Annotated in this window: 16 protein-coding genes and 1 tRNA gene; all 17 read right to left on the bottom strand. The window is 59.3% G+C overall.

Annotated elements, in window-relative coordinates; translation table 11 throughout:
- Window positions 1-2: 2 nt before the first annotated feature.
- The gene (nuoL, locus tag CSQ93_RS12305) at window positions 3-2102 is read right to left on the bottom strand and encodes an NADH-quinone oxidoreductase subunit L (protein WP_034749978.1); all 2100 of its coding nucleotides are present in this window, start codon (window positions 2100-2102) and stop codon (window positions 3-5) included.
- Window positions 2103-2148: 46 nt separating this feature from the next.
- On the bottom strand, window positions 2149-2457 hold the full coding sequence (gene nuoK / locus CSQ93_RS12300) for an NADH-quinone oxidoreductase subunit NuoK (RefSeq protein ID WP_010399724.1): 309 nt from the start codon (window positions 2455-2457) through the stop codon (window positions 2149-2151).
- Complete coding sequence (locus tag CSQ93_RS12295) at window positions 2454-3086, bottom strand: NADH-quinone oxidoreductase subunit J (RefSeq protein WP_034779507.1); 633 nt, start codon at window positions 3084-3086, stop codon at window positions 2454-2456. Before CSQ93_RS12295 ends, nuoK begins: the two co-directional genes overlap by 4 nt.
- A 65-nt stretch (window positions 3087-3151) precedes the next feature.
- A complete protein-coding gene (nuoI, locus tag CSQ93_RS12290) occupies window positions 3152-3640 on the bottom strand; it encodes an NADH-quinone oxidoreductase subunit NuoI (RefSeq protein ID WP_010399726.1) in 489 nt (162 codons plus the stop codon).
- A 14-nt stretch (window positions 3641-3654) separates the two neighbouring features.
- Window positions 3655-4737, bottom strand: a complete 1083-nt coding sequence (nuoH, locus tag CSQ93_RS12285) for an NADH-quinone oxidoreductase subunit NuoH (protein ID WP_099378296.1) — start codon at window positions 4735-4737, stop codon at window positions 3655-3657.
- The gene (gene nuoG / locus CSQ93_RS12280) at window positions 4737-7070 is read right to left on the bottom strand and encodes an NADH-quinone oxidoreductase subunit NuoG (RefSeq protein ID WP_099378295.1); all 2334 of its coding nucleotides are present in this window, start codon (window positions 7068-7070) and stop codon (window positions 4737-4739) included. Before nuoG ends, nuoH begins: the two co-directional genes overlap by 1 nt.
- 22 nt (window positions 7071-7092) lie before the next feature.
- Window positions 7093-8388: an NADH-quinone oxidoreductase subunit NuoF gene (gene nuoF / locus CSQ93_RS12275; protein ID WP_099378294.1), complete on the bottom strand. Its 1296-nt coding sequence runs from the start codon at window positions 8386-8388 to the stop codon at window positions 7093-7095.
- Window positions 8385-8864: an NADH-quinone oxidoreductase subunit NuoE gene (gene nuoE, locus CSQ93_RS12270; protein WP_034749989.1), complete on the bottom strand. Its 480-nt coding sequence runs from the start codon at window positions 8862-8864 to the stop codon at window positions 8385-8387. Before nuoE ends, nuoF begins: the two co-directional genes overlap by 4 nt.
- Window positions 8865-8876: 12 nt before the next feature.
- Window positions 8877-10130, bottom strand: coding sequence for an NADH-quinone oxidoreductase subunit D (locus tag CSQ93_RS12265; protein WP_034749992.1), 1254 nt, complete (start codon window positions 10128-10130; stop codon window positions 8877-8879).
- A complete protein-coding gene (locus tag CSQ93_RS12260) occupies window positions 10130-10723 on the bottom strand; it encodes an NADH-quinone oxidoreductase subunit C (protein WP_099378293.1) in 594 nt (197 codons plus the stop codon). The genes CSQ93_RS12265 and CSQ93_RS12260 overlap by 1 nt, the downstream gene beginning before the upstream one ends.
- Before the next feature lie 17 nt (window positions 10724-10740).
- The gene (locus CSQ93_RS12255; RefSeq protein ID WP_010399733.1) at window positions 10741-11217 is read right to left on the bottom strand and encodes a NuoB/complex I 20 kDa subunit family protein; all 477 of its coding nucleotides are present in this window, start codon (window positions 11215-11217) and stop codon (window positions 10741-10743) included.
- A gap of 3 nt (window positions 11218-11220) precedes the next feature.
- Window positions 11221-11580 (bottom strand): NADH-quinone oxidoreductase subunit A, encoded by a 360-nt coding sequence (locus tag CSQ93_RS12250; RefSeq protein WP_010399734.1) that lies wholly within the window; start codon window positions 11578-11580, stop codon window positions 11221-11223.
- Between the two features lie 177 nt (window positions 11581-11757).
- Window positions 11758-11842 (bottom strand) — tRNA-Leu (locus CSQ93_RS12245).
- A 191-nt stretch (window positions 11843-12033) separates the two neighbouring features.
- Window positions 12034-12435 carry a preprotein translocase subunit SecG gene (gene secG / locus CSQ93_RS12240; protein ID WP_035820525.1) on the bottom strand — a complete coding sequence of 134 codons (402 nt, stop codon included), beginning with the start codon at window positions 12433-12435 and terminating at the stop codon, window positions 12034-12036.
- Between the two features lie 28 nt (window positions 12436-12463).
- A complete protein-coding gene (tpiA, locus tag CSQ93_RS12235; RefSeq protein WP_099378292.1) occupies window positions 12464-13213 on the bottom strand; it encodes a triose-phosphate isomerase in 750 nt (249 codons plus the stop codon).
- Window positions 13214-13285: 72 nt separating this feature from the next.
- Window positions 13286-14266: an NAD(P)H-quinone oxidoreductase gene (locus tag CSQ93_RS12230; RefSeq protein ID WP_099378291.1), complete on the bottom strand. Its 981-nt coding sequence runs from the start codon at window positions 14264-14266 to the stop codon at window positions 13286-13288.
- Between the two features lie 70 nt (window positions 14267-14336).
- Entirely contained in the window at window positions 14337-14945 is a 609-nt protein-coding gene (locus CSQ93_RS12225; protein WP_099378290.1) for a tetratricopeptide repeat protein, read from the bottom strand.
- Window positions 14946-14963 lie beyond the last annotated feature (18 nt).

Here is a 14963-nt window from a genome sequence, read left to right as displayed (position 1 = left end):
GCTTACTTAGCGGGCCAGAATGGCAGGAAATAGATCAGGAAGCCCAGCACGCCCAGGATCATCACGAATGCATAGTGATAGATGTAGCCGGTCTGCAACACTCGCGACAGCGAGGACAGCCAGGCGACGACCTTGGCGCTACCGTTGACCAGCAGGCCATCGATCAGCTTCTTGTCACCGAAGTTCCACAGGCCATTACCCAGCAAGCGGGCACCGCCGGCGAACACGACTTCATTGAACTTGTCCATGTAGTACTTGTTGTCCAGCAGGGTGTGGATCGCGTGGAACTTGGCAAAGAACCAGGCCGGTACACGCGGGTTGACCATGTAGCAGTAGTAGGCTGCCACCACGCCGGACAATGCCAGCCAGAACGGTGCCGTCGACAGGCCGTGGATCGCCATCGCCATTGCGCCGTGGAATTCATGCGACAACTCTTCCATTGCTGGATGGTTTTCGCCGACGAAGATCACGCCCTTGAAGAAATCGCCATGCAGCATCGGGCCGATCGTCAGGTAACCGATGATCAGCGAAGGAATCGCCAGCATCACCAGCGGGAACCAGACGACGAATGGGGATTCATGCGGCTTCTGGCCAGGTTCCAGACCGTGGTGCGCGTGGTCGTCTTCCTCTTCCTCGTGATGATCGTCATGTGCATCGCCGTGCGCGCCATGGGCCGCTTTCGGTGCGTGATGGTCGTCATGACCGTGCGCGTGCGCCTGGCCGAAACGTTCCTTGCCGTGGAAGACGAGGAAGTACATGCGGAACGAGTAGAAGGCGGTGACGAACACGCCAGCCAGCACGGCGAACTGGGCAAAGCCAGCACCCCAGATGTGCGTCGCTTCGACGGCTTCGATAATGCTGTCTTTCGAGTAGAAACCGGAGAACAGCGGCGTGCCGATCAGGGCCAGCGAACCGACCAGTGACGTGATCCAGGTGATCGGCATGTATTTGCGCAGGCCACCCATGTTGCGGATATCCTGATCATGGTGCATGCCGATGATGACGGAACCGGCGCCCAGGAACAGCAGTGCCTTGAAGAATGCGTGTGTCATCAGGTGGAACACGGCCACGGAGTACGCGGACGAACCCAGCGCGACGGTCATGTAGCCCAGCTGCGACAGGGTCGAGTAAGCGACGACGCGCTTGATGTCGTTCTGGATGATGCCCAGGAAGCCCATGAACAATGCCGTGATGGAGCCGATCACCAGGATGAAGGACAGTGCCGTGTCGGACAGTTCGAACAGCGGCGACATGCGCGAAACCATGAAGATACCGGCCGTCACCATCGTCGCGGCGTGAATCAGTGCCGAGATCGGGGTAGGACCTTCCATCGAGTCAGGCAGCCACACGTGCAGCGGGAACTGCGCCGACTTGCCCATCGCGCCGATGAACAGGCAGATGCAGGCAACGGTCAGCAGGGCCCAGTCGGTACCTGGCAGGCTCAACAGAGCCAGTTCGTCTTTCTTGGCGAACACTTCCTGATAGTTCATGGTGCCGGCGTAAGCCAGCAGCAGGCCGATGCCCAGGATGAAGCCGAAGTCGCCCACGCGGTTGACGAGGAAAGCCTTCATGTTGGCCACGATGGCCGTCGGCCGCTGGTACCAGAAACCGATCAAGAGGTAAGAGACCAGGCCCACGGCTTCCCAACCGAAGAACAGTTGCAGGAAGTTGTTGGCCATGACCAGCATCAACATCGAGAACGTGAACAGCGAGATATAGGCGAAGAAGCGGTTGTAGCCTTCGTCGTCCTTCATGTAGCCGATCGTGTAGATGTGCACCATCAGGGAGACGAAGGTGACCACGCACATCATCATCGCCGACAGCGAATCGATCTGGAAGCCCACTTCCATCTTCAGGGTGCCGATCGTCATCCAGTTATAGATCGTGCCATTGAATGTCGCACCATCCATCACTGCCAGCAGTGTCTGCACGGACAGGATGAACGCAATCAGTACGCCCAGGATCGTCGCGGTATGCGACGTCTTGCGTCCGACCAAATTACCCAGGAACTGGGTGCCAAGCAAGCCTGCAATCGCGGCACCGGCCAGCGGCGCCAGCGGTACGGCAAGAAGGAGGTTAGGGTTGAGGAGTTGCCCCGCCATGATGAACCTTAATCGTTATTATTCGAGAGATCGAGTCTGAAAAACATCAGCCTTTGAGGCTGTCCAGGTCTTCGACGTTGATGGTATCCAGATTACGGAACATCACCACCAGAATAGCCAGACCGATAGCCGACTCAGCGGCGGCAACCGTCAGGATGAAGAAAACGAAGATCTGACCGGCCGCGTCGCCCATGAAATGGGAGAACGCGATGAAATTCATATTCACCGCCAGCAGCATCAATTCGATTGCCATCAGCAATACGATGATGTTCTTGCGGTTCAGGAAAATACCGACGATCGAGATTGCGAACAGGATCGCGCCCAGGACCAGAAAATGTGTGAGCGATAATGTCATGGTGCCTCCTTAACTTCCGGCTCAGCCGCAGGACGCTCGACAACCGCGTCCATCTTGATGATCTTCAGGCGGTCGTTGCGCTTGACGCGCACGGCGTCGCCTGGAGCAAAGTGCTTGGTGTCCTTGCGTTTGCGCAGGGTCAGTGCAACCGCGGCAACGATGGCCACCAGCAGCACGACGGCAGCGATCTCGAAGGCGAACACATATTTCGTGTAGATCAGCAGGCCCAGTTCCTTGGTGCCGCCCAGGTTGACGTTCACCGGAGCGATGCTAGGCGCAAAGTTGCGGAAACCGTGCCACAGGACGGCAGCCATTTCCAGCACGATGATTACGCCCACCGTCACCGACAAAGGCAGATAGCCCCAGAAGCCTTCGCGCATGCGGTCGATATTGATATCGAGCATCATGACCACGAAGAGGAACAGCACCATCACGGCGCCGACATACACCAATACCAGCACGATGGCCAGGAATTCAGCTTGCAGCAGCATCCAGATGCCGGCCGCGGAGAAGAAGGACAGTACCAGGAACAGTACTGCGTGGACCGGATTACGGGCCGTGATGACGCGCGTCGCTGCCAGAATCAAGATCAGCGCGAAGGCGTAAAACAAAATTGTTTTAAAGTCCATAAAAAACCCAATAGACGTACAGATGAACGAGGGGCGCGCCGCAGCCAGGGGCTACGGCGCATCCATCAGCGATAAGGTGCGTCGGCGGCGCGCGCAGCGGCGATGTCATTTTCATAACGATCACCTACGGCCAGCAACATCTCTTTCGTGTAATACAAATCCCCGCGTTTCTCGCCGTGGTATTCCAGGATTTGCGTCTCGACGATCGAATCAACCGGGCAGGACTCTTCGCAGAAACCGCAGAAGATGCACTTGGTCAAGTCAATATCGTAACGCGTGGTGCGGCGCGAACCGTCGTCACGCTGTTCCGATTCGATCGTGATGGCCATCGCCGGGCAAACTGCTTCGCACAGTTTGCAGGCGATGCAACGTTCCTCGCCGTTCGGGTAGCGGCGCAGCGCGTGCAAGCCACGGAAACGCGGCGAGATCGGTGTCTTCTCTTCCGGGAATTGCACCGTGATCTTGCGCGAAAACATGTACTTGCCTGTCAACGCCATGCCCTTGATCAGCTCGCCTAACAAGAGGCTGCTGAAGAAATCTTTTACCTTATCCATTCGTATGCACTCTCTTACTTCCAAATATTCCAGGATGTCTGCATCCAGGCAGCGACGAAGACCAGGTAGACCAGCGTCAACGGGATAAACACTTTCCAGCCGAGGCGCATGATCTGGTCATAACGGTAGCGTGGGAAAGTACCGCGCACCCAGATGAACACCGACACGATGAAGAAGGTCTTGGCGAACAGCCAGAAGAAGCCGCCGAAACCACCCCAGAACTCGAGGAAGGCAAATGGTGCGGACCAGCCACCGAGGAACATGATCGAAGCCAGCGCGCCGATCAGGATCATGTTGGCGTATTCGGCCAGCATGAACATGGCGTAGGCCATGCCCGAGTACTCGACCATGTGGCCGGCGACGATTTCCGACTCGCCTTCGACGACGTCGAACGGGTGACGGTTGGCTTCAGCCAGGCCCGACACCAGGTAGATGACGAACATCGGCAGCAGCGGCAGCCAGTTCCACGACATGAAGTTCACGCCTTTTTCGGCGAAGTAGCCGATTTGCTGGCCGCCAACGATGTCGATGAAGTTCAGGCTGCCCGAGACCATCAGCACGATGACCATCACGAAGCCCATCGGGATTTCATACGAAATCATCTGTGCCGAAGCGCGCATGGCGCCCATGAACGAGTACTTCGAGTTCGAGGCCCAGCCGGCGATGATGATGCCGTAGACTTCCATCGAGGTAATCGCCAGCAGCAGCAGCAAGCCCGCGTTGACGTTGGCCAGCACGGCTTCCGGACCGAACGGCACGACCGACCAGGCGGCCAGGGCCGGCATGATGGTCATGATCGGGCCGATCACGAACAGGCCCTTGGCAGCCTTGGCCGGGATGATGATCTCTTTGAACAAGAGTTTCAGCGCATCGGCGATCGGTTGCAGCAGGCCCAGGGGACCCACGCGGTTCGGGCCGACGCGGATCTGGATCCAGCCGATCAGCTTGCGCTCCCACAGGGTGGCGTAAGCAACCAGGCCCATCAGCGGCAACAGCACGCACAGGATCTTGATCAGGGTCCAGAAGAACGGCCAGGTACCGCCCAGCAAATCCTGGCCGGTACTGTTGATGACGTTTACAAATTCAGGCAGAGCCATCAGATTTTCCCCTCTGCTGTTTCAACTGTGATGTCACCGAACATGCCGCCCAGGTTAGCCGTCGAGGCATGCGCCGCCGACACTTTGACCACATTGGCTGGCAGGCCGGCGTGAATTGCCGCCACCAGGATGGCGCTGCCGGAGCCTTGCGCCACTTTGACCTTGTCGCCCGCCTTGATGCCCAGCTTTTCAGCCAGCGCCAGGGACAGGTGCGCTTGCGGCGCGGCGCCATCGACCGTGCGCAGCAGCGGTTCGGAGCGGCGTACCAGCGCGTCGGCGAAGTAGATCGGCACGTCGGCGATGCGTTGCAGCGCAGGCGACGCCGGGGCGTAGCTTGCCGCTTCCGGTGCATTTTTCGCGATGTTGTTCAGCTGTGCCGACAGATCGGTCACGCCGGCACCAAACGCTTCGTCGCGGATCGCTTCGGAGGTGTCGTAGTCGAAACCGGCCAGGCCCAGGATGTTGCCCAGGACGCGCAGCACTTTCCAGGCTGGACGGGTATCGGCCAGCGGTTTCACGGTGCCGTTGAAGCTTTGCGCGCGGCCTTCGCAGTTGACGAAGGTGCCCGAGGTTTCAGCGAACGGGGCGATCGGCAGCAAGACATCGGCGTAATCCATGCCGTGCTTGAAGGCGGACATGGCCACGACCATGTCGGCACCATCCAGGGCGGCGCGGGCCGCTTGTGGATTGGCGGCATCGAGTTCCGGCTCGGCGTGCAGCAGCACGTAGGCTTTTTTCGGTACGGCAAACGCTGCTTGCACGTTGGCGCGCGGCTTGGCGACCAGGTGCGCGCCAACCGTGTTGGCCGCTTCCGTCAGGTAACCCAGCTTGGCACCCGTCTGTTCGGCGATCCATTGCGCGGCAGCATGCAGTTGCGACGCTTGCGGGTGTTGCGTTGCCGCATTACCCAGCAGCACGGCGCCGTTGTCGCCAGCCATCAGGCTGGCAGCGATGGCGACAGCCACGTCCGAAGCGTTGACGGCTTCGAAGCCTGCAGGCGCCGTAATTTCTTTCGCTTTAGCAACAGCGACGACCACTTCCGACAAGGCCGCCAGCCAATCGCTAGGCGCGACGATCATCTTGTTGGCGATGGTGATCAATTGATCATCGTCCGAGGCGTGCAGGATCGACAGCTTGGCGCCGCCCTTGACGGATGCGCGCAAACGCGTGGCCAGCAATGGGTGATCCTTGCGCAGGAACGAGCCGATGACGAAGGCGCGCTTGATCTGGCCAAATTCGTTGATCGGCATGCCCAGCCATGGCTTGACGCCAGCGTCCAGCGCGAAGTCGGTCTGGCGCAGGCGGAAGTCGACGTTCTCGGAACCGAGACCGTTGGCGACTTTTTGCAGCAGTACCAGCTCTTCGACGGTCGAATGCGGCGTTGCCAGCGCGGCGATGGCGTCGGCGCCATGCTCGTGCTTGATATTTTTCAAACCGTGCGCCACGTATTCCAGCGCCGTTTGCCAATCGACTTCTTTCCACTCGTTGCCTTGTTTCAGCATCGGGGAAGTCAGGCGTTCGGCACTGTCCAGCGCTTCGTACGAGAAACGGTCCTTGTCCGAGATCCAGCACTCGTTGACGGCTTCGTTTTCCAGCGGCAATACGCGCTTGACCTTGCCAGCTTTCACTTGCACGATCAGGTTCGCGCCCAGACCGTCATGCGGGCTGACCGATTTGCGGCGCGACAGTTCCCACGTACGGGCGCTGTAACGGAACGGCTTCGAGGTCAGTGCGCCAACCGGGCACAGATCGATCATGTTGCCCGACAGTTCCGAGTCGACGGTCTGGCCCACGAAGGACACGATTTCCGAGTGTTCGCCGCGGCCGATCATGCCCAGCTCCATCACGCCAGCCACTTCCTGGCCAAAGCGCACGCAACGGGTGCACTGGATGCAGCGCGACATTTCCTGCATGGACACCAGCGGACCGGCTTCCTTCGGCTGCACGACGCGCTTGTCTTCCTTGTAGCGCGATTCGCTCTTGCCGTAACCCACTGCCAAGTCTTGCAACTGGCATTCGCCGCCCTGATCGCAGATAGGGCAATCGAGCGGGTGGTTAATCAGCAAGAATTCCATGACCGACTTTTGCGCCTGCACAGCTTTATCGCTGGCGGAACGCACGATCATGCCGGCACTGACCGGGGTCGCACAAGCGGGCAAAGGCTTGGGCGCCTTTTCCACTTCGACCAGGCACATGCGGCAGTTCGCTGCGATCGACAATTTCTTGTGATAGCAGAAGTGCGGAATGTAGGTTCCCAATTTGTTGGCGGCGTCCATCACCATGCTACCAGCAGGGACTTCGACTTTTTTGCCGTCTATTTCGATTTCAACCATGGTGATCGTTACCTGACGCAGCTTAGATATATGCGGGCACTAAGCAATGCTTGTGCTCGATATGATATTCAAATTCTTCACGGAAATTCTTAATGAAGGCCCGTACCGGCATGGCAGCCGCATCGCCCAGCGCGCAAATAGTGCGGCCCTGGATGTTGTCGGCGATCGAGTTGAGCATGTCCAGGTCGTCTGGACGACCCTGCCCCTGCTCGATGCGGTGCACCATGCGGTACATCCAGCCTGTGCCTTCACGGCAAGGCGTACACTGGCCGCACGATTCTTCAAAGTAGAAGTAGGACAGGCGTTCCAGCGCCTTTACCATGCAGCGTGTTTCGTCCATCACGATGACGGCGCCCGAACCCAACATCGAACCGGCTTTCGCGATCGAGTCGTAGTCCAGGTCGGTCTGCATCATGATGTCGCCGCGGATCACCGGAGCGGACGAACCGCCAGGGATCACGGCCTTGATCTTTTTGCCACCGCGCATGCCGCCTGCCAGTTCCAGCAGCGTTGCAAACGGGGTGCCGAGCGGCACTTCATAGTTGCCCGGTTTTTCCACGTCGCCCGAGATCGAGAAGATCTTCGAACCGCCGTTGTTCGGCTTGCCCATCGCCAGGTATTTCTCTGGACCAATGTTCAGCACGAATGGCACGGCCGCGAAGGTTTCCGTGTTGTTGATCGTCGTCGGCTTGCCGTACAGGCCAAACGAGGCAGGGAAAGGCGGCTTGAAGCGCGGCTGGCCTTTCTTGCCTTCCAGCGATTCGAGCAGGGCCGTTTCTTCGCCGCAGATGTAGGCGCCATAACCATGGTGCGCGTGCAACTGGAACGAGAACTCGCTGCCCATGATCTTGTCACCGAGGAAACCGGCGGCGCGCGCCTCTTCCAGCGCTTCTTCGAAACGCAGGTATTCCTGGAAGATTTCACCGTGGATATAGTTGTAGCCGACGGTGATGCCCATCGCATAAGCGCCAATGGCCATGCCTTCGATCAGGGCATGGGGATTGTAACGAATGATGTCGCGGTCCTTGAAAGTGCCCGGTTCGCCTTCATCTGTATTGCAGACGAGGTATTTCTGGCCCGGGAACTGGCGCGGCATGAAGCTCCACTTCAAGCCGGTAGGGAAACCCGCGCCGCCACGGCCGCGCAAGGACGAAGCCTTGAGGTCGGCAATGATCTGTTCCGGCGTGATTTTCTCTTTCAGGATACGCCGCAGGGCGCTGTAGCCGCCGCGGTTCACATAATCTTGCAAATGCCAGTTCTTGCCATCCAGATCCTTCAGGATCAATGGATCGATATGGCGGTTGTGGAGTGACGTCATTTCTTGAGTTCCTCCAGCATGGCGTCGATTTTCTCGTTCGACATCCAGCTGCACATGGTTTTATTACTGACCAGCAAGACAGGCGCATCGCCGCAAGCACCCATGCACTCGCCCTCAACCAGGGTGAACTGGCCGTCAGCGGTGGTTTCGCGGAAATCGATGCCCAGTTTCTGCTTCAGGTAGTCTGCAGCGCGCACGCCGCCCGACAGGGCGCATGGCAGGTTGGTGCACACAGTGATCTTGTGCTTGCCCACGGGTTTCACGTTGTACATATTGTAGAACGTGGCCACTTCCTGCACGGCAATCGCCGGCATGCCGATGTAATCGGCCAGTTCCTTCATGGTTTCCGGCGCCAGCCAGCCCAGTTCATCCTGGGCATGGGCCAGCGCGGCCATGACGGCCGACTGACGCTGGTCGGCCGGATACTTGGCCAGCTCGCGGTCAATTTTCTTATAGCATTGCTCTGATAACAACATACTTTTTGCCTCTTAGCGGTCAATACTGCCGAACACGATATCTTGCGTCCCGATGATGGTCACGGCGTCGGCAAGCATGTGCCCACGCGCCATCTCGTCGAGCGACTGCAAGTGGGCGTAGTCTGGCGCGCGCAGTTTCATGCGGTACGGCTTGTTGGCGCCATCGGACACCAGGTACACGCCGAACTCGCCCTTCGGATGTTCCACGGCGCTGTAGGCCTCGCCTGGCGGCACGTGGAAACCTTCCGTGAACAGCTTGAAGTGGTGAATCAGCGATTCCATGTTGGTCTTCATGTCGACGCGGCCCGGAGGCGCCACCTTGCGGTTGCTGGTCATGACAGGACCTTCATTGTTGCGCAGCCACTCCACGCATTGCTTGATGATGCGGTTCGACTGGCGCAGTTCTTCCACGCGGACCAGGTAGCGGTCGTAGCAATCGCCGTTGGTGCCGATAGGAATGTCGAAATCCATCAGGTCGTACACTTCGTACGGCTGTTTCTTGCGCAAGTCCCACTGCACGCCCGAGCCGCGCAGCATGGCGCCCGTAAAGCCCATGGCCAGCGCATCTTCCGGCGAGACCACGCCGATGCCGACGGTACGCTGTTTCCAGATACGGTTGTCGGTCAGCAAGGTTTCGTACTCGTCCACGGAATTCGGGAAACGGCGCGCGAAGTCTTCGATGAAGTCCAGCAGGGAACCCTGGCGGTTTTCATTGAGTTTGCCGATGGCCTTGGCGTTGCGGATGATCGACGCCTTGTGCTGCGGCATCGCGTCCGGCAGGTCGCGGTACACGCCGCCCGGACGGTAGTAGGCCGCGTGCATGCGCGCGCCCGAGACTGCCTCGTAGGCGTCGAACAAGTCTTCGCGGTCGCGGAAGCAATACAGGAACGGGCCCATGGCGCCAACGTCCAGCGCGTGGGTGCCGAGCCACATCAGGTGATTCAGGATGCGCGTCATCTCGTCGAACATGACGCGGATGTATTGCGCGCGCAGCGGCACTTCCAGGCCCAGCATCTTTTCGATGGCCATCACGTACGCATGTTCATTGCACATCATCGACACATAGTCGAGACGGTCCATGTACGGCACGGATTGCAAATAGGTCTTCTGTTCGGCCAGCTTTTCGGTGGCGCGGTGCAGCAGGCCGATATGCGGGTCGGCGCGCTGGATGACTTCGCCATCCATCTCCAGCACCAGGCGCAGCACACCGTGCGCGGCCGGATGCTGTGGCCCAAAGTTCAGGGTGTAGTTCTTAATCTCAGCCATTATTTCATCCCGTAATGTTCTTCGCGGATCACGCGCGGCACGTTTTCCCGCGGCTCGATCGTCACGGGCTGGTAAATCACGCGCTTTTGTTCCGGATCGTAACGCATCTCGACATAGCCGGAGACGGGGAAATCCTTGCGGAACGGATGGCCGATGAAACCGTAGTCGGTCAGCAGGCGGCGCAAGTCGTTGTGGCCTTCGAAGAGGATGCCCAGCAGGTCGAATGCTTCGCGCTCGTACCAGTTGACGGCGCGCCAGATGCTCACCACGGAGGGCAGCAGCGGCATGTCGTCGTCCGGCGCGAACACGCGCACGCGCACGCGCCAATTGTGCTTGACCGACAGCAAGTGCGAAACGGCCGCGAAACGCAGGCCATCCCAGCTACCGTCGCCATAGGTCGAGTAGTCGACGCCGCACAGGTCGAGCATTTGCTCGAAATGCAGGGCCGGATCGTCGCGCAGGGTCTGCATCACGGCCAGGTAGTCCTCGGCCTTGACGACCAGAGTGACTTCGCCCAGCGCAACCGTCGTGCTAACGCGATCGCCCAGGGCAGTGCCGAGGGCGTTTTGCAATACTTCTAAATGTGTTGTCATAATCTGAAGCGGCCCGGTTAGCGTGCGATCGTGCTGGTACGCTTGATCTTGTTCTGCAACTGCATGATGCCGTACAGCAAGGCTTCAGCGGTCGGAGGACAGCCAGGCACATACACGTCGACGGGCACGATGCGGTCGCAACCGCGCACCACGGAATAGGAGTAATGGTAGTACCCGCCGCCATTGGCGCAGGAACCCATCGAGATAACCCAGCGTGGCTCCGCCATCTGGTCGTAGACCTTGCGCAGGGCCGGCGCCATCTTGTTGCACAGGGTGCCGGCAACGATCATGACGTCGGACTGACGCGGCGACGGACGAAACACGACGCCGAAACGGTCCATATCGTAGCGGGCAGCGCCCACATGCATCATTTCGACCGCACAGCAGGCCAGACCGAACGTCATCGGGAACATAGACCCGGTGCGCGCCCAGTTGATCAGCTTGTCGGCCGAGGTGGTGATGAAACCTTCGCTTAATACGCCTTCAATAGCCATGGCTTATTCCCAGTCAAGGGCACCTTTCTTCCAAATGTACCAAAATCCGACCACGAATTCAGCGATGAACACCATCATCGTGACGAAACCGGCCCAGCCCAGGTCGCGCATTGCAACGCCCCATGGGAAAAAGAATGCCGTTTCCAGATCGAACAAAATAAACAGGATTGCGACCAGATAGTAGCGCACATCAAATTTCATGCGCGCGTCTTCGAATGCTTCAAAGCCACATTCGTACGGGGAGAGTTTTGCTGCGTCGGGCTTGTTAGGGCCTAACAGGCGCCCCAGGAGCTGGGGAGCGATACCGACACCAAGGCCGATAATAATGAACAGCAGGACGGGGAAGTAATTTTCGAGGTTCACGATTGATGAGCTTATATTGAACGATCGGTTAAATGAGGACGCTGCGATCATTTGCAGCGTATCTAACGCACGATCCCAATCAAAGCTAAGACCAGGATCGAACGACACATCCTCGTAAAAAAAGCCAGCAACTTTGTACGAGCCATGGCTCGTGCGCCGTTGCTGGCTTCTGATTTCTGGTGCCGACGACGAGACTCGAACTCGTACAGCTTGCGCCACTACCCCCTCAAGATAGCGTGTCTACCAATTTCACCACGTCGGCGGTAAGGCCCGTATTCTACTCTGCTTTGCCGCTAAAGTTAATGCACAAATGCATCAAAACACAGATAAAAACGATAAATTTTTACATCTTCCAGCGCGTCACGATTTTTTCCTGCCGCGCTGCTGAAACATTGAGCAATAATCTGCCCGTAATGAGAATTACTCTCGATGAGGTATCGAGCTGAACCAGAATTACTTCGGAATCGCGCCGGCCGGGGTGCTGGCAACCGGTGCCGCCGCTGCCGGAGCGCTGGCTGCCGGTGCCGCAGGCACCGTCGTCGGGATCGCGCCCGCGCCGGTGACCGGCACTGGCTTGACGACTTTATCCATCACGCCGCCGCCGACCGTCGTGGCGCGCTGATTCGCCATCAGCGACAGGGCCAGGGTGGCGCCGAAGAAGATCGCGGCGGCAACGCCCGTCGATTTCGACATGAAGTTCGACGAACCCGTCGCACCGAACAGGCTGCCCGAGGCGCCCGAACCGAAGGCGGCGCCCATGTCGGCGCCCTTACCGTGCTGCAACAACACCAGCGCGATAATCGACAATGCCGAAATAACCTGTACTACCACTACCAGATTGAACATCATGTTCATTGCAATTCCATTCTTAGTTTAAAGTAATTCAATCAGCGGCGTGAATAATCGCCAGGAAATCCGCCGCCTTCAATGCTGCTCCACCGATCAGACCGCCATCGATATCCGGCATCGCCATCAATTCTTTTGCGTTCTCCGGCTTCATGCTGCCGCCGTACAGGATCTGCACGCCGGTCGCTGCTACCGCATTCTTTGCCACCAGCTGGGCGCGCAATACCTGATGCACGTCCTGCGCCATTTGCGGCGTGGCCGTCTTGCCCGTGCCGATGGCCCAGACTGGCTCATAGGCCAGCACCAGTTTCGCCACGTCGTCGGCGGAAATCGCCGCCAGCACGGCGCCCAGTTGCTGCGCCACCACGGCATTGGTCTGGCCCGCTTCGCGCTGCGCCAGGGTTTCGCCGATGCAGACGATAGGCGTGATGCCCGCCGCCAGCGCCGCAACCGTCTTGGCCGCCACCTGCGCATCGCTCTCGCCATGGTAGGCGCGGCGCTCGGAATGCCCGATCACCACATAGCCGCAGCCAAAATCCTGCAGCATGGCGGTCGAGATTTCTCCCGTGTAGGCGCCGCTGGCGTGCGCCGAGACATCCTGCGCACCCCAACCAATGGCCGTGCCTGCCAATTGCGCCTGGCACTGCGCCAGATACGGCGCAGGCACACAGACGGCGCTGGCGGCGCCAGAGGCAGCCAGGCCAGCAACTATTTCAGACAATAACACCGCGTTCGAGGTGCGACTGCCGTTCATTTTCCAATTTCCGACGACGAGTTTGCGACGCATAGTAGCCTAAATTCTAATAACCCGTCATTCTAACTCCGGCACCGATGCCGGTCAAACAGGCAGTGCCCCGTTTCAAACAACTTGCAACATGATCTTGCCCACGTGCGTGCTCGCCTCCATCAAGGCATGCGCCTCGTTGGCTTTTTCCAACGGGAAAGTTTTATAGATCACCGGCTTGATCTTGCCCGCCTCGATCAGCGGCCAGACGGTCGTGCGCAAATGGTTCGCGATGGCCGCCTTGAAGGCCACGGAACGGGGACGCAGGGTGGAACCCGTCACCGTCAGGCGGCGGCGCAGCAAGGTGCCCAGATCCAGCTCCGCCTTGGTGCCACCCTGCACGGCGATCAGGCCGATGCGGCCGTCGTCGGCCAGGCAGCTGATCTCGCGCGGCAGGTAGTCGCCGCCCACCATGTCGAGGATGACATCGACGCCCTTGCCATCGGTCAATTCCTTGACGACGGCGACGAAATCTTCCGTGCGGTAATTGATGCCCCGTTCGGCACCCAGCGCCTCGCAGGCGCGCGCCTTTTCGTCGCTGCCCGCCGTGGCGAAGACGCGATGCCCCAGGGCGGCCGCCAATTGAATGGCCGTCACGCCGATGCCGGACGTGCCGCCCTGCACCAATAACGTTTCACCATCGGCCAGCGCGCAGCGGTCGAAGACATTGCTCCAGACGGTAAAGAAATTTTCCGGCAGGGACGCACCTTCCATCGCCGTCAAACCTTGCGGCAGCGGCAGGCACTGGCCGGCGGGCGCGGCGCAGTATTCGGCATAGCCGCCGCCCTGCACCAGCGCACAGACCAGGTCGCCTTTTTTGAATTCAGTGTTGCTGAAATCACCATCGACGACTTCGCCCGCCACTTCCAGGCCCGGCAAGTCGGAGGCGCCGGCGGGTGGCGCATATTTGCCCAGGCGTTGCAGCACGTCGGGACGGTTGATGCCGGCCGCGTGCACCTTGATCAGCAGCTCTCCGGCTTTGAAGGCGGGGACGGGAGACTCGACGATCTGCAAAACGTCGGCGGGACCTGGCTGGCTGATGGCAACTGCACGCATGGCGGGACTCTTTCAAGGGAAAACGGCGATTGTACGCCAAGCCGCCCTCCCCTGCAGACCACCGCCGCTCTTAACCGGCGCCCGTCTTCGACTGGCGCGGCAAGGGCGTGCCCGGCTTCCATTTCGCCGACAGGGCTTGCCCTTCCTCGACTTGCTCATGCGTCATCTTGCGCACCACGGCGGCGCGCTGGTCGGCCGCATTTGCGTTGCCATTCGCGGCCGCCAGGTTCCACAGCATGTAGGCGATGACGTTGTCCTGCTGCACGCCGCCCATGTGGTAGCGGTACATCAGGCCCAGCACCTGCTGCGCCTCGGCATGGTTCTGCTCGGCCGCCTTGCGGAACCAGCCTACGGCCTGTTTATGGTCCTGCAGCACGGCGTTGCCCGTGTAATACATGGCGCCCACGACATACTGGGCGTCGGCCTTGCCCTGCTCGGCCGCCTTGCGGTGCCAGAACATGGCTTGCTTGTAATCCTGCGGCAAACCCCGTCCCATGTAATACATCAAGCCCAGCAAATGCTGGGCATCGGCGTTGCCGGTCTTAGCTAGTGGCAATATTTCCTTGTAGGCTAGCGTGTAATTCTTGTTGTTATAGGCACTGGCGCCTTCGGCGAAACCAGCCCGCGCGGGTAGCTGTATCGTCAACAGCATGAGTAAGGTAATGATCAGTTTTTTCATCGGAATGGGATGTGGTCT

The organism is Janthinobacterium sp. BJB426 (genome assembly GCF_002735705.1).
Taxonomy (GTDB): Bacteria; Pseudomonadota; Gammaproteobacteria; order Burkholderiales; family Burkholderiaceae_D; genus Janthinobacterium.
This window is presented reverse-complemented; position numbering and strand designations above follow the sequence as displayed.